Source organism: uncultured Comamonas sp. (genome assembly GCF_964277875.1).
Taxonomy (GTDB): Bacteria; Pseudomonadota; Gammaproteobacteria; order Burkholderiales; family Burkholderiaceae_C; genus Comamonas; species Comamonas sediminis.
The window spans coordinates 51,087-70,893 of record NZ_CAXYJV010000050.1 but is presented as its reverse complement, the minus strand read 5'-3'; the positions used below and the strand labels follow the sequence as shown (position 1 = coordinate 70,893).

Genomic DNA, 19,807 nt, shown 5'->3' with positions numbered 1-19,807 from the left:
GCTTGGCTTGGCCGGGGCCGGGGCTATCAGGTCCCCAGCTGCACGACCGGTGTAAAGCCGCCAAAAATCATGCGCTTGGCATCGAACGGCATGTTCGCCGGTTGCATGTCGGCCAGACGCGGGTCGGCCATCACCGCGGCATTGATGCGGTCGCGCTCGGCGCGTGAGGTGTAGACGATCCAGGAAAAGCAGGCAACCTCATCAGGCTGCAGCTTGACGGCCATCGGGAACGAGGTGACTTCGCCATCGGGCACATCGTCGCCCACACATTCCCAGTACTGCAGCGCGCCATGTTCCATCCAGACTTTGCCGGCTGCCTCGGCCATGGCACGGTAGGCCTCAAGATTAGCGCGGGGGACGGGTAATACAAATCCATCGACATAGGGCATGGTGGTCTCCTGGGCGCTCAACGGCGCCGTTTTATCTGCAGGCGCTACATGGCAGCGATCACGCCGTGGCTACAGCGTGGCAGCCAGGGCCACCAGCTGGTCGGTGGCCAGGCCCCAACCGGTGTGAAAGCCCATGGCCTCATGCTGCTTGCGGGTCTCTTCGCTCCAGTGCCGCACGGTAGCGGTGTAGCGGGTCTGGCCGCCATCGGGCTCAAACTCGATGATGGCGGTCATGAAAGGTTTGGTACTGGGCACCCAGCCAGCGGTGTAGGCATCGGTAAAGACCAGCCTGCGGTCCGGCACCACCTCCAGGTACACGCCGGCATTGGGGTACTCGTTGCCTTGCGGGTCGCACATGACGATCTGGCTGCCGCCGCCGACGCGCACATCGATGTCGGCGCTGGCAATCGTCCAGGGTTTGGGTACAAACCATTGGCTAAGCAGTGCAGGCTCGGTCCAGCAGCGGTAGAGGGTGGCGGCGGGGGCGTTGATCAGGCGGCTGAGTACCAGATCATGGAGATGGGGCTGTACAGACATGGGGGGTGGCTCGGTTCGGTGGTTGGGCCTCAGACAGCGGGATCAGGCAGCGGGCTGCGTTTGGACGTTCACCATCCACGGCGTGCCAAAACGGTCGGTCACCATGCCAAAGCCCGGTGACCAGAAGGTGGCGGAGAAGGGCATCGCGACCTGGCCACCGTCCGCCAGGCCGTTGAAGATGCGCTGGCCATCGGCTGCGGAATCCACACCGATGGACACCCACATGCCCTGGGGTTTGACATAGCCGCCACCACAGGTCTCGGGACCGCCGCCTGGCACTGCAGGCATCGTGTCCGAGGCCATGATGGCCTGGCTGCCCACCTGCAGATGCGCGTGCATCAGCCGGGATTGCGCTTCAGGCGGAAGCGGCGGCATGCCCTCGCTGGGCGGCATGTCGCTAAAGCGCATCTGGTGCATGATCTGGCCGCCAAACAGCTGGGCGTAAAAAGCCATGGCCTCGGCACAATGGCCATCGAAGTTCAGATAGGGGATGAATTGCATCTGTGTCTCCTTGTTATGGTCAGCCATTCTGGGCGCCCGCGCGGGTATCTGTCCATCACCAAATGGCAGCGGCCGTTTCAGAATGTAAGTCGCGTTGCGGTGGCAGCCAACACCAAGCCGCAGTGCGGCGGCAGTGCTTGCGGCTTGCCGTATGCTGGGCACTCCGTGTTTGACTTGGCATATATGACTTTTGACTCCTTGCATGCGCCCGCAGGCCCGCCTCTTGCTGATACAGAAATTGCCAGCCTGCGACAGCGCTTGCAAAACGCGCGGCATGTGCTGGTGCTGACGGGCGCGGGGGCAAGTGCCGAGTCGGGTGTTCCCACGTTTCGGGATGCGCAGACGGGCTACTGGGCCCAGTTCAGACCGGAGGAGATGGCCAGCGAGGCGGGTTTTCTGGCCCATCCGCAGCGGGTCTGGGACTGGTACCAGTACCGCCGTGATCTCATCGGCCGGGTGATGCCCAATGCCGGCCATGTGGCGCTGGCGCAATGGCAGGCGCGCCATCCTGATCGGATGACCCTGGTCACACAGAATGTGGATGGCCTGCACCAACGTGCCGGCAGCAGGCCGGTGCTGTGCCTGCACGGCAACCTGATGGACAACCGCTGGCTGCTGCCGCCCAAGGCCTGTTGCGATGCCCGTTTCACCGAAGGCGATGCGCCGCCCCAGTGCCCTGGTTGCGGCAACTACCTGCGCCCGGGTGTCGTCTGGTTTGGCGAAGCTCTGCCACAGGCCGAGCTGCAGCAGGCGCAAGATGCGGCCAAGGGCTGTGACCTGATGCTGGTGATTGGCACCTCTGGCCATGTGTACCCTGCGGCTGGCCTGGCCCATATTGCGGCCCGCGGTGGCGCCCATGTGGTGGTCATCAACCCCGAGCCCACCGAACTGGACAGCGTGGCTGACCAGTGCTGGCGCCAGCCTTCGGCGCAGATTTTGCCGGCTCTGCTGGCCTAGCCTGTCTAGCCCAGGGGCTTCAAGCCTCGGCGCTGGCGGCGTTGAGCGTGGCCATGGCATCGGCATCCAGCTGCAACTGGCTGGCGCGGATCAGCGACTGCAGCTGCTCCAGGTTGCTGGCACTGGCAATCGGCGATGCAATGGCCGGCTGGCGCATGACCCAGGCCACAGCCACTTCGCCCATCGGTGCAGCGACACGGGCGCTGACCTGTTCCAGCGCAGCCAGAATGCGCAGACCCCGGTCGTTGAGGTAGAGCTGGGTGGTCTTGGCGCCGCGCGGGCTTTTGCTGGCATCTTCGGCCTTGCGGTATTTGCCGGTCAAAAAGCCGGCGGCCAGGCTGTAGAAATTGATGACGCCTACGCCATGCGCAACGCACAGCGGCTGCAGCTCTTTCTCGAACACGGCACGGTCGTAGAGGTTGTAGAGCGGCTGCAGACTCTCATAGCGGGCCAGACCATGCTGTTCGCTGGTCTGCAGCGCCTCTGCCAGCCGTGCAGCGCTGTAGTTGCTGGCACCTACCGCCCGCACCTTGCCTTCGGCGATCAGCTCGCCAAAGGTGCCCATCACATCGGCCAGCGGCACCTGCGCGTCGTCGTCATGCGATTGGTAGAGGTCGATGTAGTCGGTCTGCAGGCGCTGCAGTGAGGCATCGACCGCCTGGCGAATGTACTCCGGGCGCAGGCCGACCTTGCCATCGCCCATGTCCTTGCCGACCTTGGTCGCCAGCACCACTTGCGCGCGTTTGCCCGAGCTGCGCAGCCATTTGCCCAGCACGCGTTCGGACTCGCCACCGCTGTGGCCTGGCGCCCAGCGCGAGTACACGTCAGCGGTATCGACAAAGTTCATGCCGGCATCCAGCCAGGCGTCCAGCAGCCTGAAACTGGTGGCCTCGTCGGCCGTCCAGCCAAATACATTGCCACCCAGGCACAGAGAAGAGACCTGCAGCGGGGATCGACCGAGAGGGCGCAGTGGTGTTGTCATGGTTTTAAGAGGCGTAGCTACCCAGCAGGGCGGAGCAGACATTATGCGGCGCGGGCAGCGGGCCCGGCCACCCTTTGATGCAGCGCAAACCCCGCGCAACCACTGCAGGGCGCTGCCGCGCAACCGGTGCGCGTCCGTTTGCCGGGGCATGCGTTTTAGAGTAAGTTATGCATGGAACAACTAAAAGGAGTGACACTATGTTCAAACATATTCTGGTGCCGGTCGATGGGTCTGCCACCTCCATGCTCGCAGTCAACAAGGCCGCCGGTCTTGCCAAGGCCTTTGGCAGCCAGGTCACTGCGGTGTATGTAATCGATCCCTATCCCTTCACCGGCGTGGGTGCTGATTTTGCCTACGGCCAGGCGCAGTACCTGTCGGCCGCCACGGCCGATGCGCACACCGCGCTCGACGCCGTCAAATCTGCGATGGAGCAAGCGGGCATCCCCGTCGACACCGTGATGGGCGAAGGCCACTCCGTACACGACGGTGTGATGGAAGCCGTCAAAACCACCGGTGCCGACCTGATCGTCATGGGGTCGCATGGCCGCAAGGGCCTCGAAAAGCTGGTGCTGGGCAGCGTGACCCAGCGGGTGCTGAGCGACAGCCTGATCCCGGTGCTGGTCGTGCGCCAGTAAGACCGCGCGCGCCGCCCGGCGACAGGGATGGCGCGAACCGGGCCCCATGCGCGTGCTACGGCATACCAGCGGGCAGTGCTGCGGCGCTGCCCAAAGTTGTGTAGCACGCAATGCTTTTGAGACCGCCGTAAGCTCGCCCGCTTGACGGAGTTTTACATGCAGTCCTTTCCCCCTCCCTATTGCGATGCCGACACAGTAGACGGCACTTTGCGCGCCTATGGCTATGCGGTGCTGAGCCCCGCAGCGGTTGCACAGTGGGCCGCTTGCCAGCCAGAGGAGCTGGCGGCGCTCAGCGGCCACTGGGAGGCGATGCCCCACGATGCGTACCTCAAGGATGGCGGCCGGTACCGCAAGCGCCGCCATTCCTGCTATGTGGTGCAGGATGACCAGGTGCAGGCGGTGGCCCACCGTGCCCACTGGCAGCCGGTGGAATACAACGCCTTGCATGGCGGCATGCAGCGCTGGTTTGAACCGGTGACGGACACCACGCAGGCGCTGCCGGCATGGAGCCAGATCATGCGGGCGCTGGGGCACACGGCGCAGGCGCTGTTTCCCAGCGCTGAACACGCGCGTTGGTACACCGAGGCCCACCAGTTCCGCATCGACACCGCCGAAGGCATTGGCCGGCCCACCCCCGAAGGCGCGCACCGCGATGGCGTGGACCTGGTGGCGGTGTTTCTGGTGGCACGCGAAGGCATCAAAGGCGGGGAGACCCGGGTGTTTGATGCGCAGGGCCCGCAAGGCCTGCGCTTTACGTTGACGGAGCCCTGGTCGCTGATGCTGCTCGATGATGCCCGCATGATCCATGAGAGCACGCCGATCCAGCCCCTGGGCGAGGCTGCCGGCCACCGCGACACGCTGGTGGTGACCCTGCGGCGCGAGGCATTCCAGGGCGACGGCGCCTGAGCGCCTGCACCGCCGTGGGCCACTGGGCGTGGCCACAAAAAAAGGGCACCTGCAAGGCGCCCTTGTCGTGCCGAAGCCTTCGGGTTACTGGATGGTCGCGCCGGAGGCTTCGACGATGGCCTTGGCATCCTGGAAGTCCTTGTGGAAGAACTTGTCAAAGTCAGACACCGACATGGCTTGCGGCTCGGCGCCCTGGGCCAGGATGGAATCCTGCACTTCCTTCTGGCCCAGCAGCTTGTTCACCTCGGTGTTGAGCTTGCTGACGATGGGGGCGGGCAGGTTCTTGGGGCCAAACAGGCCATACCAGGTGCTCACATCAAAGCCTTTCATGCCCAGCTCGGCGACGGTGGGCACATCCGGCAGCGACGTGCTGCGCTTGGCCGAGGTGACGGCCAGCGGACGCAGCTTGCCAGCCTTGATCTGACCGATGGCCGAGGGCACCGAAGAGACCAGCAGGTCGACGTTGCCGGACAAGGTGTCGAGCAGCGCGGGGTTGGAGCCCTTGTAAGGCACATGGGTCAGCTTGACGCCGGCCGCCTTCTCAAACAGCACGCCGGCGATGTGGATGCTCGTGCCATTGCCGGGAGAGCCGTAGGTGATCTTGCCGGGATCGGCCTTGGCTGCGGCGATCACATCGTTCAAGGTCTTGAATTTGCTGTTTTCCGACGTGGCGATGATCACCGGCGAATAGGCCACATGGGCAATGGGCGTCAGGTCCTTGCCGGGGTTCCAGGGCAGGCCCTTGTACAGGTAGTAGCCCAGCACCACATTGTCCTTCTGGCCCATGACGATGTCATAGCCGCTGGGCTGGGCCTTGGCCACTTCGCTGATACCGATGGTGCCGCCGGCGCCCGCACGGTTGTCAGCCACCACGGTCCAGTGGTTCTGCTCGCTGAGCTTTTGTGCAATGATGCGCGCGAGGATATCGGTGCCGCCGCCTGGCGGAAAGGGCACGACCATGCGTACGGGCTTGCTGCCGGGGTAGTCTGCCCCCGGGCCCTGGGCCATGGCACCCGATGCTGCACCCACCGTAAGGGCCACGGCGGCGCATTGCAGAATCTGTTTCATCATTGTGTTGTCTCCTTGAGAGTGACACCTTCGCATGGCTTTCGCAGAGGCGGCCAAGGAGGTAGTTGCATAAACGGTCAAAGGGGTGATGATGCATGCCATCACGCCAGGTGGCATATTCTAGGGGCTGTGGTGTTGGGCGATGTTGCGCAGGCAGGTTGCAGCATGCAAAACATGACAAGCGGCTGACAGCCCCGCCTTGGGCGTATGCAGATGACAACAGTGACAACAGAAGGATCGACTATGAAAGCAAAACTCGCGGGGGCGCTTGCCTCGGTAGTCATGGGCTGTGCGGCCTTGGTCAGCCTGCCCAGCCATGCGGCGCTGGCTGTTGGCGCCCAGGCGCCGCTCTTCAGCACCCAGTCGGCATTGGCCGGCAAGGTGCAGCGTTTTGACATGGCCGACGCCTTGAAGCGCGGCCCCGTGGTCCTGTACTTCTTCCCCAAGGCCTTCAGCCAGGGCTGCACCATCGAGGCGCATGCGTTTGCCGAAGCCACGCCTGCTTTTGCGGCATCCGGTGCCCAGGTCGTCGGCATCTCGCACGATGACATCGCGACGATGCAGCGCTTCTCCAGCGAAGCCTGCCGCGACCAGTTCAGCGTTGCGTCCGATCCCGATGCCAAGGCCATCAAGGCCTATGACGCGGGCTCGGCCGCACGGCCCGGAACAGCATCGCGCATTTCCTATGTGATCGCTCCGGACGGCAAGGTGATCTATGCGCATGAGGGCAGCGATCCGCTGGAACACGTGCAGCAGACCTTGAAGGCGGTGCAGGACTGGAAGGCGCGCCAGAAGTCCTGAGCTGCTGCAGCAGCGGGCGGCGGCCATGCTGGGCGCTGCCGGCATGCTGCTGAACACTGCCCATGCTGGCATCTATCGCCTATGATCGCCTGATGCTGGCAAGTCTGCTCCAACCCCAATGGCCCCACCGGACCTGGCGCACCGCGCGCCGCTGGGCGGTGGCCTGGTGGCGCATTTTCTATCTGGGCGCCGTGGTGCTGGTGATGCTGATGTCACCCAGCAGCTATGGCCCGCAGACGCGCGCGCGCCTGATGCGCCGCATGTATGTCGACACGGCGCCCATCCTGCTGGGCTTTACCGCACTGGCCGCGTTGCTGTGCCTGGTGGTGGCGCGCATCGTCTTTGTTACCGCGACCAGCTATGGCCTCTCGCGCGTGGCCGTCGAGATGGTCATCCGCGTGCTGGTGCTGGAGCTGATTCCGCTGACGGCCGCGCTGTTTGTGGCGATGCGCTGCTCCATCCCTGCGGGTGCCTCCTTGGCCAAGATGCGTGAGGACGGGCATTTTGAGCGTCTGCGCCAACACGGCTATGACCCCGTACGCACCGAGATGCTGCCGCTGGTGGTGGCCAGCATGTATGCCTCGATCACGTTGGCGGCCTTGTCCTGCGTGGTGTCGCTGGTCATGGTGTATTTCAGCGTTTATGGGCTCAGCTGGGTCGGGTTTGATCTCTACACGCGCATGTTTGCCAGTGTATTCACACCGATGGTGACCTGGCTGTTTGGGCTCAAGACCGTGCTGTTCGGACTGGCCGTGGCGTTGATCCCCACCGCATCGGCCATGTACCGGCCTTACGGCATGGACCGCAACGAGACCCTGGGCCCCGCATCCGACCTCAGCGGTCTGGCGCGCATGTTTGCGGTGCTGCTGCTCATTGAGGTCGGGTCGCTGCTGGGGAACTACTACTAGCGAATCACCCGGCCGGCCGCCGCGCGTGGCGGCAGCGGCCCAGCCCTAGCGCGCAAAGCGCCCAGGCCTACCAGATCAGCCACCGCCAGCGGTTTGCTTTTGTGTACGACCCGCAGCAGGTCTTCGTCGTACAGATCTGCATCGTCCTGCGGCGCGCGTCCAACATGCAGCGCCACCGCGTTCGACAAAGCTGGGCCCCCGGGTGGCAGAAGGCGCATGCGCAGGCCTTTTTGAGGCCGGTCAGCGCCCGGGTGGCGCAACATTTAAAATACACCATTGCCTGCATGAGTTCCTGCCTCAACTGCACGCCACCCCTTCTTGGGCCATGCATTGGCCGCGCAACCACCATGACTGATTCTCTCTCCCACAGCCCTTGGCGCATGTCCGTCGCGCCGATGATGGACTGGACTGACCGCCATTGCCGCTATTTTCACCGTCTGCTGACCCGCCAGACCTTGCTCTATACCGAGATGGTGACCACGGGCGCGCTGATCCATGGGGATGTGGCGCGGCATCTGCGCTTTTCTGCGCAGGAGCACCCGGTCGCATTGCAACTGGGCGGCAGTGAGCCGGCGGACCTGGCCCAGTGCGCCCAACTGGCGCAGGATTGGGGCTATGACGAGGTCAACCTGAACTGCGGCTGCCCCAGCGAACGTGTGCAGCGCGGAGCCTTTGGCGCCTGCTTGATGAACGAGAAGGAGCTGGTCGCCGATGGCGTCAAGGCCATGCGGGATGTGGTGGACATCCCCGTGACGGTGAAGCACCGCATTGGCATCGACAAGAACGAAAGCTATGACTTTGTGCGCGACTTCATCGGAACGGTCGCCGATGCGGGTTGCGAGGTGTTCGTCGTGCATGCCCGCAATGCCTGGCTCAAGGGGCTCTCGCCCAAGGAGAACCGCGAGATCCCACCGCTGCGTTATGACGTGGTGGCGCAGCTGAAAAAGGATTTTCCGCATCTGACCATCGCCATCAACGGCGGCATTGCCGATGACGCCACGGTGCTGGCACAGCTGGAGCAGGTTGACGGCGTGATGGTTGGGCGTGAGGCCTACCACAACCCCTGGTGGCTGGCGACCTGGGATGCGCAGTTCTATGGCGCCGAACCCGACAACGGCATCAGCCGCGAATCGGTGGAAGAGGAGATGGTGCGCTATATGGAGCGCGAGGCGGCCGAGCATGGCACGCACTGGTACGCCATCGCACGCCATATGCTGGGCCTGCGACAGGGTATGCCCGGTGCGCGCCGCTGGCGCCAGGTCTGGAGCGACCACCGCATGAAGCATCTGCCACCGCACGAGGTGATGCAGGCCGCCCGCACCAAGCCGGAACGCCACGCCGAAGCCACCGCATCGGCAAGTATGTGACAGGGCAACGCCGGTGCCCCCTTGGCGATGGCGGCCGGCTTCATGCAGAGTTTTTTGCCGCGATTGGCGTCTGTGCTGCACGCCTATGCATGCTGGGCGGCAGGCCCGAAATGCTCTCCTGGCCACTGCAGGGGCCGCGCGTACCGGCAGCCCTCGCGTGGCCGATAGCGGTTGCTATACTTCCCGCGATACAGGCCGCCCCGGGAGGCGCCAATACGGTGCAAGTCCCGGTCGTAAAGTGCAGAGCCAACAAAGCACAAGGGAAGAGGGATGGGAGAGAAGAATCCGCGATGGGCCTTGGGCCTGTTGTTGGCGGTGGGCTGGCTGGGCGCCCACCGCTTTTATTTGGGGCGCCATGCAAGCGCCGTCGCGCAGCTGGCCGTGTCCCTGCTGTGCGCGGCGCTGTGGCTATGGGGTGGACCAGCTGCACGCTACGCGCCTTATCTGCTGGGCCCGATTGTTTTTTGGCTGCTGCGCGATGGCTTTTGGCTGTTCGACTATTTTCGGGTCGAAGAAGACATGGACTCGCGCTTGTCGGCCTTTGCCCAGTCGCAGCTGGATGAGCAGACATCGATGCCTGCAGCCAAGGCACAGGTGGCCGCTGCGCCTATACCCGTCTCGGTGGCCCAGCCTTCTATAGCCGCCGCTCTACCGGCTGATCCGCCACCCAAACCCGCCACCGATCCGCAGATTGACAAGAAGTCCTTGGCCATCCAGATGGCGCAAAAGCATATTGGCGATGCGCTGGCAAGCCAGGATGTGCAGACTGCCCACGCGGAGGCGGACACACTGGTCAGATACCTGGCAAAGCGCAGCCGCAAGCCCCAAAGCGACCCGCACCTGGCGATGGCCTATCTGCTGCAGGGGATGACTTTCTACCAAACAGGGCAACTGGATGCGGCGCGCAAAAAGCTGCAAATGGGTGTGCACCTGGGCGCTGCCTTTGCCGAGCTGGCGCAGCCCGTGCAACAGGCCCAGGTGCTGTTGCAGCGCCTGCGCTCACCCCAGATGGCGCCGGGGGGCGCTACGCTGCCGGCGCTGCAGCCGGGACAGTATCCGCTGCTGATGCAATCGCAGGACTGGGCCCAAGCGCTTACCTGGTGTGAACAGACCATTGCGATGCGCCAAGCGGGCCAGGACGGGGATGTGCACGACCTGGCACAGCACCACCTGCATGCGATGGAGATCGCCCAGCACCTGGGCGATGCAGAGCGCCAACGTGTGCATGGCCAGGCGGTGCTGGCGCTGTCGCTGCGTGACGGTGGGGGCGTGCCCGCGCCGATGCAGCGCAGTGCGTTGCAACAGCTGGGCGATCTGTACCTGGCCCAGGGGGAACACCGCCGGGCCAATGGGCACTATGCACAAGCGCTGGCGCTGGTGGATCTGCGCAGCAGTGGCAACGCCGCCGCGCAGGCCTTGGGACTGTGCATGCTGTTGCAGCGCCTGGCCAGCACCCATGCGGCGCTGGGTGAGACGGCACAGGCCCTGCAATGCTGGCAGCGGCTGGCGCTGTACCTGGACAGCCTTGACCGGCTGGACCAACAAGGCCAGCACATGCCCGATCCGGAGGCGGTGTCGTTCATGCTGGCCGACTACGCAGCCTTTGCCATCCGCCACCAGCCCACGCGGGTCAAAGCGCTGGTGCAGCAGGCCTTGCGCATACAGCAGCGCAGTTGCCGGGGCTATTCGTTGGCGGCTGCGCGCGCCTATGAGGTGTTTGCAGATTTTCTGGCGGCCCACGGGCAAACCGACGCGCGCCGCAGCGCGCTGAAAAAAGCACTGTTGCTGGTGCAGATCTGTGACCCGGACAACAACGCTCATCTGCTGCAGCTGAAAACATCCATCAGGGAGGCCGCATGAGCGTGCAAGGACTTTTTTATGCGATGCCGCGCCATGGCTTGCGGGCTTTGCTGATTGAGCCTTCGGCGATGGATGACTACCTGCAGCGCGGTGCTGAACAAGGCGGGCCGCTGGCCGTGCTGGACCAGGGCAGCTGGTGGCAGCAAGACATGCAACGCCTGCCCGAGATCGAACCCGGCGTGGCGGTGGAAGGCACCTTGGCTCAGCATTGCTGGGCCTGGCCGGCCGATATGGTGAACGACAGCGCGCAAGGCTTGGCGGCGATCAGCGCCAGCGAACTGGTGCAGCGCATGCATGCATGGCAAAAGGCGCAGGATGGAGCGCCGGCTGATATCGACGCGCTGCGCCACTGGGTGCGCCGGCAGGCCGCGCTGCGCAGCTTCTGGCAGGCAGCGGCCCAGCGGCGTGATGCTGTGCTGCTCTACGTGGTGTAGCGGGTTAGGGGATTAACCCATCAGCGCCATCAAGTCGGCGGCAGCCGCCTCCGGGTCGTCCGCGTTGACGATGGCACGCACCACGGCGATCGATCCCACGCCGCTCTCGCGCACCTGCGGAAACTCCGCTGCCGAGATGCCGCCAATGGCGACCTGGGGGTAGCTGCGCGTCAGGGCGGCATAGCGCTGCAGACGCGCCAGGCCTTGCGGAACGGTGGCCATTTTCTTCAGGGTTGTCGGGAAGACCGCCCCCATCGCGATATAGCTGGGCTGCGCCTGGCTGGCACGCACCATTTCGGCATAGCCATGGGTGCTGACACCCAGGCGCACGCCGCTGGCACGCAGCTCGGCGAGTTCTGCAGCGCTCAGCGCATCCAGGTCTTCCTGGCCCAGATGCACGCCATAGCTGCCAGCGGCAATGGCCTGGCGCCAGTGGTCGTTGATAAAGAGCAGGGCGCCAGTCCCCGCCACTGCGGCAATGGCCGCGTCGATCTCCGCAGCAATGGCCTGGGCATCGTCGGACTTGAAGCGCAGCTGCACGGTGGGCACGCCGGCGCGGGCCATGCGGCCGACCCATTCGGCCGTTGGCAGTACCGCATACAGGCCCAACTGCGGGGGACAGGCCGCAAAGGCCTGGGGGCCGCCGCCGGTCACCAGGCCAAAATCGGCCGCTTGCGTGGGCCAGGCCTGCGCGTCGAACCGGCCAGTGCGTGTGCTCTGCGCGCTCCAGGCGCTGGCCAGGCATTCGGCATCAATAGCGATAAAGCCCAGCGTGCTGCAAGCGGCCAGGGCGCCGGCATAAACGGCATCCTGCTGACGCTCTGCGGGCAGCGCAGGGGCAGGTTGGGGCGGAAAGCTGGCAAACGCGGCCTGGTGGGCGGCGGTAATCGCCTGCGCGATCTGGGTGGCGGTGGGGGTGGCGTGCATCGGCTCGGTCTCTCAGTGGCTCTGGTGCCAGAACGGCGTGCCCAGCACCGGCGTGCTGGGTTGGGCCATGTCCTGTGCCTGCATCGCGCCGGCGCGGTAGGCGGCGTGGCCGGCGGCGGTGGCGTCGGCAAAGGCGCCGGCCATCGCGACCGGGTCTTGCGACAAGGCGACGGCCGTGTTCAGCAACACGCCGTCAAAACCCCATTCCATGACCTGGCAGGCATGGCTGGGCAGCCCCAGGCCTGCATCGCAGATCAGCGGTACGTCCAGGCGCTCGCGCAAGGTTTGCATCGCATAGGGGTTGACGGGGCCACGGCCGGTGCCGATCGGCGCGGCCCAGGGCATCACGGCCTGGCAGCCCACATCGACCAGGCGCTGGCAGAGCACCAGGTCCTCGGTGCAGTAGGGCAGCACCTGGAAACCGTCCTTGATCAGGATGGATGCGGCCTCCACCAGGTTCAAGGTGTCGGGCTGCAGGGTGTAGTCGTCGCCAATCAGCTCCAGCTTGATCCAGGGTGTCTCAAACACCTCGCGCGCCATCTGGGCCGTGGTGATGGCCTCTTGCAGGCGCATGCATCCGGCGGTGTTGGGCAGCACCGGCACATTCAGACGCTTGAGCAGCGCCCAGAAATCGCTGCCGGTCTCTGCCGCATTGCTGCCCTGGCGGCGCAGCGATGCGGTCACCATGGCCGGCTGGGCGCGGGCGACGGCCGCTTCCAGCACGGCAGGCGATGGATAGCGCGAGGTGCCCAGCAGCAAGCGGCTTTGAAAACGCTGGCCATACAGCACCAGCGCGTCATCGGGAGAGGAAAGGGCGTTCATGGCAAAGGCCTTGGTAAATGCGGGACAGGGGCGCGGAGGGTGTCGAACCGCGCGGAGGGCGTTGGGCAGCCTAACCGCCGGTGACCGGTGAGATGACTTCCAGTTTGTCGCCTGCGTGCAGCTGGCGGCTGTCGTACTGGCCCTTGGGCACGAATTCGGTATTGACGGCGACCGCAAACGGCGGGCGCGGCTGCAACTGGGCCAGCGCCACGGCAATGGTGGCGCCTTCGGGTAAGGCCGTGGCCTGGTTGTTCAAGAGAATCTGTATCGTCATCGTTCTAGGCTCATCATAGGGCTGCGGTCCATCAGGCGGCCGCGAGCAGGCGCACATCCATGTCAAAACGCGTGGCCAGCGGGGCTTGGCCGGTCAGCAGCAGCTCGACCGCGCAGTCCAGCACGGCTGGCGAGATCATGAAGCCATGCCGGTACAGGCCATTGATCTCCAGCACCCGGGGGCGTACCTGGCGGATGGCTGGCAGATTATCGGGCAAAGTCGGGCGGCACTGGGTGTTGATCTCCAGGATGCGCGCCTCGGCAAAGCCGCTGTGCACGGTGTAGGCCGCGCTGAGCAGCTCCATGGCCGAGCGCACACTGGCCGGTGACATGTCGTCGGACTCGATCTCCGTGGCGCCGATGACGAAATGGTGGTCCTGCTTGGGTGCAATATAGATCGGGTAGCGCGGATGCATCAGGCGCGTGGGGCGGCGCAGTTGCACTTCAGGGGCATGCACGCGCAGCACTTCGCCGCGCACGCCGCGCAACTGGCTCCACTGCGGTTTGGCGCCCAGGCCACGGGTGTCGATCAGCAGGTCGGGCTGGCCCTGCTCGCCGGGCGCAAAGTCATCGAGCCCGCGCGCCTGGTGCCAGTGCAGGCGCACGCCCCGGGCCTGCAGCGCAGGCACCAGCGCAGCCAGCAGCTGGCGGTTGTCCAGCTGCCCTTCGCCGGGCAGGTAGTAGGCGGCCTGGAAATGCCCTGCCAGCGCTGGCTCCAGCTCGGCGATCTGGGGGCTGCTGAGCGTTTGCAAAGGCGGCAGGTCGGGGATGGCCGCCTGGGTGCGCTGCAAAATGCCGCGGAAGCGCTGCGCTTCAGGCGCATCCTGGCGGTGCCAGACCACCATGGTGCCAGCCTGTTGCAAAAACACCGGCGTATCGAGCTGTGCAAGCAGCTGCGGCCAGCGCTGCAGCCCATACTGGCCCATGCGCACGACGCCGTGCTCGGTCACGGCCGATTCGGCCAGGGGCGCGAGCATCGCGGCGGCCACGCGCGCTGCGGCGTGTTCGGCTTCCGGGCCGCCCCGGTCGTACAGGTCGATGGACAATCCCCGGCCCGACAGCTCCAGCGCCATCAGCCGGCCCAGCAAACCACCGCCCAGGATGGCGATGCGGGCTTGGGGAGAAATGAATGGGTGAGAGGACATGTTTTGTGCTTGGCAATAGACAAAACAGTGCGCGCAGCTGCCGAAAACTCCCCACGCCAGCATGACCTGGATCGGGTTGCGGAGCGCTGCCGTGGTGGCTCGCTCCAGGGTCTGATCTCAGTCGCGCTGCAGCCAAACTGCTGCAGGGACACCCCTGTTTCGTCTCAGGCTGCATTACAACACAGCGTTGCGCCGGGGGCATGGGCCTGCGTCAAGCCGTCGTCACAATCGTGGATAATTTTGGCCAGGCCGGGCCAGTGTTGCCCGGCATTGTTTTTGGACTGCTGCCATGGCCTCACTGAATCCTTCTTCTCCCGTCTCCTTGCCGCGCTATGCACGGGTGCTGTCGATTGCGGGTTCCGACAGCGGCGGCGGGGCCGGTATCCAGGCGGATCTGAAGACCATGTCGGCGCTGGGCTGCTTTGGCATGACCGCGATCACGGCGCTGACGGCGCAAAACACGCAGGGCGTGCGCTCCATCCATGGCGTGCCGCCGGCTTTCCTGCAGGAGCAACTGGACGCCGTGCTCGAGGACATTGGCTGCGATGCGGTCAAGATCGGCATGCTGCACGCGCCCGAGATTGTGGCGGTCGTTGCCGCTGCGATTGACCGCTATGCCTTGCCCCATGTGGTGCTGGATCCGGTGATGGTCGCTACCAGCGGAGATCGGCTGATTGCCGAGGCAACGGTAGGTGAACTGGTGCGGGAGCTGTTTCCCCGCGCTGCGCTCATCACCCCCAACCTGGACGAGGCGGGTTTGCTGCTGGGGCGCCGCCTGGAACACGCCGATCAGCTGGAACAGGCCGCGCAGGACTTGCTGGCACTGGGCGCCAAGGCGGTGCTGATCAAAGGCGGCCATTTGCCCGGCGATGAGGTCGTGGACCTGCTGGCCACGGCCGACGGCGAGCGCCTTCGTCTGGCCTCCACCCGCATCCACACCCATAACGGCCATGGCACCGGATGCACCTTGTCATCGGCCATTGCCTGTCAACTGGCCCTGGGGCAGCCACTGCCGCAGGCCGTCAGCCTGGCGCGGCAGTACATCCTGGGCGCCATCGCGTCGGGTGCCGACGTGCATACCGGCCAGGGCCATGGCCCGCTGAACCATGGCTGGAACCCGCAAAAGCAGGTGATTGTGCGTTGAATGCATGCGCTCGGCAGCGCTTCTGTAAGCAGCGGTGAGGGTGGCGGTGGAGTCGATTTTTCGTCCGTACTTATGTCGAAATGGCGAAATAATCGATAATTTAAGATCGAAATGACCTAAAATATGTCGATATTACGACGAAATGCAATATTTAACGGTCATGGAAGGGCGTTGCTGTTAATTTAAGTTACTTTCTATGTTTACGATTTAAGTTCATGATAAATATAAATAAATCTCTGAAAATGTAGCCTGAATCAAGCTTTTGATACATTTTTCATTGTTGTTTTTCATGGGTTAAATATTAGAAGGTAAACAGTGCGTAAACATTCAAATTTGTGGAGCCTGCTGTCAACCGCGTCGTAGGCCCCGGCGTTGAACAACCATCTTTAGGAGATTGTTCACATGACCACCGCAAATGTTTTCAGCATCTGGCCAGAAGACGAACGTGATCGCAAGCGCTAAGCACTGGCGCCAGTAACTCTTTATCGTGCTTGCCTTGATGCTGAACTCGGCAAGCCACCCCAGTAAACGGCTCCTTGATGGAGCCGTTACTTGCGAATAGGGCGCGGAGCCTTTCGTTCCCCCCCCTTGGATGGTCGAAAGACTGTCCACCCGCCTCAACATGCACCTCGCTTCCGATGCCGTCTGGCTCAGGGAAGGCGGGGTGTTTGTTTTTCTGCGTCTGATGGTGAGGCGCCGGAACGCCCACTACCCTGATGCCAGGCACAGGGTGCAGCGGTCGCTGGGAGGTCAGGCGGCAGAGCGCTCAGTGTTGAGGCGTTGCTGGCCTCGAACGTCCTGGCCTGCGCCGGAGCGCGAAGCGGACAGGCGCAGCAGCCGCTCCAGCGCCCGGTCCTGAATGCCTCGGTTTTTGAGGGCCGTATAGGTGGACTCGGCATAGTCCAAGGTCGTGCCGTAGATACCGCAGGACTGGGCAAAGATGCGGCGGTAGTCCTCTTCGCTCAAGGTGCCGGTGCAGCGCGGGCTGGACTTGGACAACGTGAAAGCCAGCGCCTTGACGGGGCCGTCGTCGGTCTGGCAGTCGAGCCACTTGGGGTCATAGGAATCGGTCGCCATCTCGCGCTGCCACAGCCGTGGCATCATTTCCGGCACATGCTGGCGGGCAATGCGAAACGCCATACCCCGGCAGCTGCCGCCCGAGAACATGCCAAACACCAGGCCAGGGCATTCCGGCGTGCCGCGGTTGATGTGGCTCCACATCTTGAGCGCGCGGTGCCAGCCAAAGACCCTGGCGTGGCGGCATTCCAGAAATTCAAACTCCGGGCGCCAGATCAGCGAGCCGTAGGCAAAAACCCACAGGTCATCCGCTCCTCCCCACTCCTGCATAGTTTGCGCGAACATTTGTTGCGGGCAACGGCTGCGGGAGGAGGCGACCAAATTCGTCATAGTGGTATCGACCGACAAAACTAAGAGATAAGCAATTGTTATAGCGCTTGACCAGTGCCAACGCTAGGGCTGCTGGGTGTCTGGCATCATCTTTTGCGTGGAAAGCAACAGTTTGGCGATGTCGGACACCGCCTACCTAACGCGGTAGAGGGCCTGGGCGATGACAAGCCCGGGGGATGTTGGAGCATGGCGGGCCGCGATCCTGCGACGGCAGGCCCACTGTGTTGCCCAGCCGCTGCAGAGCAGGGCCTTGGCTGCTTGCCTGATTGCCTGACTAAGACGCAGAATTATTCAGTGCTATGATGTTCATAGCTGATGCGGGGCTGGCCTGTGCTTGGAAATCGGTTTCCTGCTGATTTCCGCTGCCGGCGGGCTGGTGGGTACAGGTGGCATGCGTGGGGCAAGGCCGCCTGGCGGGCATACAACGAGAATGGTCCTTCCTATGAATATTGTGATCTTGGACGATTATCAGGATGCGGTGCGCAAACTGCAGTGCGCGTCTGTTCTCGACGCCTATTCGGCCAAGGTCTATACCAACACCGTCAAGGGCTTGGGCCAGTTGTCGGTGCGCCTCAAGGATGCGGACATCATCGTGCTGATCCGCGAGCGCACCCATATCAACCGCCTGCTGCTCGACAAGCTCCCCCGGCTCAAGCTGATTGCCCAGACGGGGCGCATCGGCTCCCATGTGGATCTGACAGCCTGCACCGAGCGCGGCGTGGCCGTGGCCGAGGGTGTGGGGTCGCCGGTCGCGCCTGCCGAGCTGACCTGGGCGTTGATCATGGCCGCTGCGCGCCGGCTGCCGCAGTACATCTCCAACCTCAAGCATGGCGCCTGGCAGCAGTCGGGTTTCAAGGCGGCCAACATGCCGCCCAATTTTGGCCTGGGTACGGTTTTGCGCGGCCGCACCTTGGGCATTTGGGGTTACGGCCGCATTGGCCAGCTGGTTGCCGGTTTTGGCAAGGCCTTTGGCATGGATGTGCTGGTCTGGGGCAGCGATGCCTCGCGTGCCAAGGCGCTGTCGGACGGCCACAAGGTGGCGTCCAGCAAGCAGTTCTTCTTTGCCAACAGCGATATGCTGACCGTGCACTTGCGCCTGAGCGAGCAGACCAAGGGCTGCATCAGTTTTGAGGATTTGGCACAGATGAAGCCGTCGGCCACTTTCGTCAACACCTCTCGGGCCGAGCTTGTGCAGCCCGATGCGCTGATTGCGGCGCTCAACCGGGGACGCCCCGGTATTGCGGCGGTGGATGTGTTCGAGAGCGAGCCAATCCTGCAGGGCCATGCGTTGCTGCGGCTGGAGAACTGCATTTGCACCCCCCATATCGGCTATGTCGAGCAGGACAGCTACGAGCAGTACTTCGGCGTGGCCTTTGACAACGTGGTCAACTTCATCAAGGGGCGGCCGTCGAACATCGTCAATCCGGGTGCCTTGCAGGTTCGCCGCTAAAACCGTTGGATGCACAGAAAAGGGCCCTGCGAGGGCCCTGGTTGTTGGCGCAGCGCGGAAATCACTCCAGCTGCAGCTTCTTTTTCGCGATCAGGGCGTTGTACATCTTGCGGTCACTGCTGATGCGGGTTTGCAGTGCGGTGGGCGATGCATCGTCCAGGGTCCAGGCCTGGCGCAGCAGTTGATCGCGGATATCGGCGGAGTTGAGCACCTTCAGCAGCGCATCGCTCAACGGGGTGCGGATGGCGGCAGGCATGCTGGCCGGGGCCATCAGCGCATTCCAGACTTCGATATTCACATCCTGGGCGCCGATCTCGCGCATTGAGGGCGTCTGCGGCATCAGTTGCGTGCGCTGGGCCGAGGTGACGGCCAGCGCCGCCAGCTTGCCGCTTTGCACCAGCGGCAGCACCGACGAGATGGGCAGCAGTGCGCAATCGAGCTGGCCACCCATCAGTGCGGAGACGACACCGGGAGCGCCGGTAAACGGGATATGCACGGCATCGAAGTGCAGCGCGTCCTTCAGCAGCTCCATGCCCAGATGGCCGCCGGAGCCCAGGCCCGTGGAGCCGTAGCTGGCCGCATTGCCCTTTTGGCGCAGGCTGGCGAGTGCCTTGTCGGTTTGTGCGCCGGCGCTGGCGGGCACCACCCAGGCCAGGGGCGAGACGCCCACCAGGGCCAGCGGCGCAAAATCCTTCACCGGGTCGTAGGGCAGCTTGGCATACAGCGCCTGCGACGAGGTCAGCGGGCCGTTGCCGACTATGCCAAAGCTGTGGTCGTCGGTCGCGCGGGCCACCTGGTCCGCACCGATATTGCCGCTGGCACCGGGCCGGTTGTCGACCACCACCGGCTGGCCCAGGATCTGTGCCAGCGGCTGCGCGATCATGCGCGCCTGCATGTCGGGCGAGGAGCCGGCCGGGTAGCCAACGATAAAACGCAGGGGCTTGCTGGGCCAATGGGTCGGGGCAGCATGGGCGCTGGTCCAGCCCGCTGGCAGGACAGTGGCTGCGGCAAAGCCCGCGAGGGAGTGCAGCAGGTGGCGGCGGTCGATGGTCATGAAAAACGGGGCAAGGTGGTAACTGGCGGCCATCCTAACCCAGACGGCACCCGCCCGAGGCGCTGGGCCTGTCCGCCTGGCGGCAGTGGCCTGCGACGAATAAAGCGCTGCAAGCGCCAGCGCACAGTGCAGCAGCGTGGCCTGGTCCATGCCAGTATGATTCATGCTTTGTCCCCGGCCGCCGCACAGTTTGCTTGCGTAGGCGAAAAACCCTGATCCATGAGCCGATTACGCACCCGA

At 64.2% G+C, this 19,807-nt stretch carries 21 protein-coding genes; 10 read left to right on the top strand and 11 right to left on the bottom strand.

Annotation, left to right across the window (positions count from 1 at the left end):
* Positions 1-26: 26 nt before the first annotated feature.
* From ACHWUQ_RS21290 to ACHWUQ_RS21280, 3 genes are all read right to left on the bottom strand, one after another.
* On the bottom strand, positions 27-389 hold the full coding sequence (locus ACHWUQ_RS21290) for a DUF1428 domain-containing protein (RefSeq protein WP_394682381.1): 363 nt from the start codon (positions 387-389) through the stop codon (positions 27-29).
* A gap of 69 nt (positions 390-458) precedes the next feature.
* The gene (locus ACHWUQ_RS21285) at positions 459-926 is read right to left on the bottom strand and encodes an SRPBCC family protein (protein WP_394682380.1); all 468 of its coding nucleotides are present in this window, start codon (positions 924-926) and stop codon (positions 459-461) included.
* 42 nt (positions 927-968) lie between these two features.
* Positions 969-1,427 (bottom strand): VOC family protein, encoded by a 459-nt coding sequence (locus ACHWUQ_RS21280; RefSeq protein WP_239812146.1) that lies wholly within the window; start codon positions 1,425-1,427, stop codon positions 969-971.
* Positions 1,428-1,610: 183 nt separating this feature from the next.
* Between ACHWUQ_RS21280 and ACHWUQ_RS21275 the strand changes: the two genes are divergently transcribed.
* Positions 1,611-2,384, top strand: a complete 774-nt coding sequence (locus tag ACHWUQ_RS21275; RefSeq protein ID WP_394682379.1) for an NAD-dependent deacetylase — start codon at positions 1,611-1,613, stop codon at positions 2,382-2,384.
* A 19-nt stretch (positions 2,385-2,403) separates the two neighbouring features.
* Here ACHWUQ_RS21275 and ACHWUQ_RS21270 read toward each other — a convergent pair whose 3' ends face one another.
* Entirely contained in the window at positions 2,404-3,366 is a 963-nt protein-coding gene (locus ACHWUQ_RS21270) for an aldo/keto reductase (RefSeq protein WP_394682378.1), read from the bottom strand.
* 197 nt (positions 3,367-3,563) lie between these two features.
* Here ACHWUQ_RS21270 and ACHWUQ_RS21265 point away from each other — a divergent pair, with 197 nt between their 5' ends.
* Together ACHWUQ_RS21265 and ACHWUQ_RS21260 are read left to right on the top strand one after the other, a co-directional pair.
* Positions 3,564-4,001: a universal stress protein gene (locus ACHWUQ_RS21265; RefSeq protein ID WP_239812143.1), complete on the top strand. Its 438-nt coding sequence runs from the start codon at positions 3,564-3,566 to the stop codon at positions 3,999-4,001.
* 156 nt (positions 4,002-4,157) lie between these two features.
* Positions 4,158-4,907 (top strand): 2OG-Fe dioxygenase family protein, encoded by a 750-nt coding sequence (locus ACHWUQ_RS21260; protein WP_369459180.1) that lies wholly within the window; start codon positions 4,158-4,160, stop codon positions 4,905-4,907.
* 84 nt (positions 4,908-4,991) lie between these two features.
* Here the strand turns inward: ACHWUQ_RS21260 and ACHWUQ_RS21255 are convergent, their stop codons facing one another.
* The gene (locus tag ACHWUQ_RS21255; RefSeq protein WP_312409173.1) at positions 4,992-5,978 is read right to left on the bottom strand and encodes a tripartite tricarboxylate transporter substrate binding protein; all 987 of its coding nucleotides are present in this window, start codon (positions 5,976-5,978) and stop codon (positions 4,992-4,994) included.
* Positions 5,979-6,218: 240 nt separating this feature from the next.
* Between ACHWUQ_RS21255 and ACHWUQ_RS21250 the strand changes: the two genes are divergently transcribed.
* The 5 genes from ACHWUQ_RS21250 (at position 6,219) to ACHWUQ_RS21230 (ending at position 11,345) form a co-directional block, all read left to right on the top strand.
* Positions 6,219-6,776 carry a peroxiredoxin gene (locus ACHWUQ_RS21250; protein WP_394682377.1) on the top strand — a complete coding sequence of 186 codons (558 nt, stop codon included), beginning with the start codon at positions 6,219-6,221 and terminating at the stop codon, positions 6,774-6,776.
* Between the two features lie 92 nt (positions 6,777-6,868).
* Complete coding sequence (locus ACHWUQ_RS21245; protein ID WP_239812699.1) at positions 6,869-7,684, top strand: ABC transporter permease; 816 nt, start codon at positions 6,869-6,871, stop codon at positions 7,682-7,684.
* Positions 7,685-8,031: 347 nt separating this feature from the next.
* On the top strand, positions 8,032-9,051 hold the full coding sequence (gene dusA / locus ACHWUQ_RS21240; protein ID WP_394682376.1) for a tRNA dihydrouridine(20/20a) synthase DusA: 1,020 nt from the start codon (positions 8,032-8,034) through the stop codon (positions 9,049-9,051).
* Between the two features lie 270 nt (positions 9,052-9,321).
* A complete protein-coding gene (locus tag ACHWUQ_RS21235; RefSeq protein WP_394682375.1) occupies positions 9,322-10,911 on the top strand; it encodes an NINE protein in 1,590 nt (529 codons plus the stop codon).
* A complete protein-coding gene (locus tag ACHWUQ_RS21230) occupies positions 10,908-11,345 on the top strand; it encodes a hypothetical protein (RefSeq protein ID WP_394682374.1) in 438 nt (145 codons plus the stop codon). Before ACHWUQ_RS21235 ends, ACHWUQ_RS21230 begins: the two co-directional genes overlap by 4 nt.
* Before the next feature lie 12 nt (positions 11,346-11,357).
* Here the strand turns inward: ACHWUQ_RS21230 and ACHWUQ_RS21225 are convergent, their stop codons facing one another.
* From ACHWUQ_RS21225 to ACHWUQ_RS21210, 4 genes are all read right to left on the bottom strand, one after another.
* Entirely contained in the window at positions 11,358-12,272 is a 915-nt protein-coding gene (locus ACHWUQ_RS21225) for a thiamine phosphate synthase (RefSeq protein WP_394682373.1), read from the bottom strand.
* A gap of 12 nt (positions 12,273-12,284) precedes the next feature.
* A complete protein-coding gene (locus ACHWUQ_RS21220; protein ID WP_394682372.1) occupies positions 12,285-13,094 on the bottom strand; it encodes a thiazole synthase in 810 nt (269 codons plus the stop codon).
* A gap of 70 nt (positions 13,095-13,164) precedes the next feature.
* Positions 13,165-13,362: a sulfur carrier protein ThiS gene (thiS, locus tag ACHWUQ_RS21215; RefSeq protein ID WP_133857360.1), complete on the bottom strand. Its 198-nt coding sequence runs from the start codon at positions 13,360-13,362 to the stop codon at positions 13,165-13,167.
* 37 nt (positions 13,363-13,399) lie between these two features.
* On the bottom strand, positions 13,400-14,512 hold the full coding sequence (locus tag ACHWUQ_RS21210) for an FAD-dependent oxidoreductase (RefSeq protein WP_312409166.1): 1,113 nt from the start codon (positions 14,510-14,512) through the stop codon (positions 13,400-13,402).
* 289 nt (positions 14,513-14,801) lie between these two features.
* Here ACHWUQ_RS21210 and thiD point away from each other — a divergent pair, with 289 nt between their 5' ends.
* Positions 14,802-15,656 carry a bifunctional hydroxymethylpyrimidine kinase/phosphomethylpyrimidine kinase gene (gene thiD / locus ACHWUQ_RS21205; protein ID WP_312409165.1) on the top strand — a complete coding sequence of 285 codons (855 nt, stop codon included), beginning with the start codon at positions 14,802-14,804 and terminating at the stop codon, positions 15,654-15,656.
* A 750-nt stretch (positions 15,657-16,406) separates the two neighbouring features.
* On the opposite strand, the gene ACHWUQ_RS21200 is transcribed toward thiD, so the two are convergent.
* A complete protein-coding gene (locus ACHWUQ_RS21200; RefSeq protein ID WP_312409164.1) occupies positions 16,407-17,018 on the bottom strand; it encodes a gamma-glutamylcyclotransferase in 612 nt (203 codons plus the stop codon).
* A 487-nt stretch (positions 17,019-17,505) separates the two neighbouring features.
* On the opposite strand from ACHWUQ_RS21200, the gene ACHWUQ_RS21195 reads away from it, so the two are divergent.
* Positions 17,506-18,513: a D-2-hydroxyacid dehydrogenase family protein gene (locus ACHWUQ_RS21195; protein ID WP_239812064.1), complete on the top strand. Its 1,008-nt coding sequence runs from the start codon at positions 17,506-17,508 to the stop codon at positions 18,511-18,513.
* A 61-nt stretch (positions 18,514-18,574) separates the two neighbouring features.
* Here ACHWUQ_RS21195 and ACHWUQ_RS21190 read toward each other — a convergent pair whose 3' ends face one another.
* Positions 18,575-19,567: a Bug family tripartite tricarboxylate transporter substrate binding protein gene (locus ACHWUQ_RS21190; protein WP_394682371.1), complete on the bottom strand. Its 993-nt coding sequence runs from the start codon at positions 19,565-19,567 to the stop codon at positions 18,575-18,577.
* Positions 19,568-19,807 lie beyond the last annotated feature (240 nt).

What these genes read in the sequence shown, in the direction of transcription:
- ACHWUQ_RS21290 (WP_394682381.1), bottom strand. Translation starts at nt 389, where the DNA reads ATGCCCTATGTCGATGGATTTGTATTACCCGTCCCCCGCGCTAATCTT.
- ACHWUQ_RS21285 (WP_394682380.1), bottom strand. Translation starts at nt 926, where the DNA reads ATGTCTGTACAGCCCCATCTCCATGATCTGGTACTCAGCCGCCTGATC.
- ACHWUQ_RS21280 (WP_239812146.1), bottom strand. Translation starts at nt 1,427, where the DNA reads ATGCAATTCATCCCCTATCTGAACTTCGATGGCCATTGTGCCGAGGCC.
- ACHWUQ_RS21275 (WP_394682379.1), top strand. Translation starts at nt 1,611, where the DNA reads ATGACTTTTGACTCCTTGCATGCGCCCGCAGGCCCGCCTCTTGCTGAT.
- ACHWUQ_RS21270 (WP_394682378.1), bottom strand. Translation starts at nt 3,366, where the DNA reads ATGACAACACCACTGCGCCCTCTCGGTCGATCCCCGCTGCAGGTCTCT.
- ACHWUQ_RS21265 (WP_239812143.1), top strand. Translation starts at nt 3,564, where the DNA reads ATGTTCAAACATATTCTGGTGCCGGTCGATGGGTCTGCCACCTCCATG.
- ACHWUQ_RS21260 (WP_369459180.1), top strand. Translation starts at nt 4,158, where the DNA reads ATGCAGTCCTTTCCCCCTCCCTATTGCGATGCCGACACAGTAGACGGC.
- ACHWUQ_RS21255 (WP_312409173.1), bottom strand. Translation starts at nt 5,978, where the DNA reads ATGATGAAACAGATTCTGCAATGCGCCGCCGTGGCCCTTACGGTGGGT.
- ACHWUQ_RS21250 (WP_394682377.1), top strand. Translation starts at nt 6,219, where the DNA reads ATGAAAGCAAAACTCGCGGGGGCGCTTGCCTCGGTAGTCATGGGCTGT.
- ACHWUQ_RS21245 (WP_239812699.1), top strand. Translation starts at nt 6,869, where the DNA reads ATGCTGGCAAGTCTGCTCCAACCCCAATGGCCCCACCGGACCTGGCGC.
- dusA (WP_394682376.1), top strand. Translation starts at nt 8,032, where the DNA reads ATGACTGATTCTCTCTCCCACAGCCCTTGGCGCATGTCCGTCGCGCCG.
- ACHWUQ_RS21235 (WP_394682375.1), top strand. Translation starts at nt 9,322, where the DNA reads ATGGGAGAGAAGAATCCGCGATGGGCCTTGGGCCTGTTGTTGGCGGTG.
- ACHWUQ_RS21230 (WP_394682374.1), top strand. Translation starts at nt 10,908, where the DNA reads ATGAGCGTGCAAGGACTTTTTTATGCGATGCCGCGCCATGGCTTGCGG.
- ACHWUQ_RS21225 (WP_394682373.1), bottom strand. Translation starts at nt 12,272, where the DNA reads ATGCACGCCACCCCCACCGCCACCCAGATCGCGCAGGCGATTACCGCC.
- ACHWUQ_RS21220 (WP_394682372.1), bottom strand. Translation starts at nt 13,094, where the DNA reads ATGAACGCCCTTTCCTCTCCCGATGACGCGCTGGTGCTGTATGGCCAG.
- ACHWUQ_RS21210 (WP_312409166.1), bottom strand. Translation starts at nt 14,512, where the DNA reads ATGTCCTCTCACCCATTCATTTCTCCCCAAGCCCGCATCGCCATCCTG.
- thiD (WP_312409165.1), top strand. Translation starts at nt 14,802, where the DNA reads ATGGCCTCACTGAATCCTTCTTCTCCCGTCTCCTTGCCGCGCTATGCA.
- ACHWUQ_RS21200 (WP_312409164.1), bottom strand. Translation starts at nt 17,018, where the DNA reads ATGTTCGCGCAAACTATGCAGGAGTGGGGAGGAGCGGATGACCTGTGG.
- ACHWUQ_RS21195 (WP_239812064.1), top strand. Translation starts at nt 17,506, where the DNA reads ATGAATATTGTGATCTTGGACGATTATCAGGATGCGGTGCGCAAACTG.
- ACHWUQ_RS21190 (WP_394682371.1), bottom strand. Translation starts at nt 19,567, where the DNA reads ATGACCATCGACCGCCGCCACCTGCTGCACTCCCTCGCGGGCTTTGCC.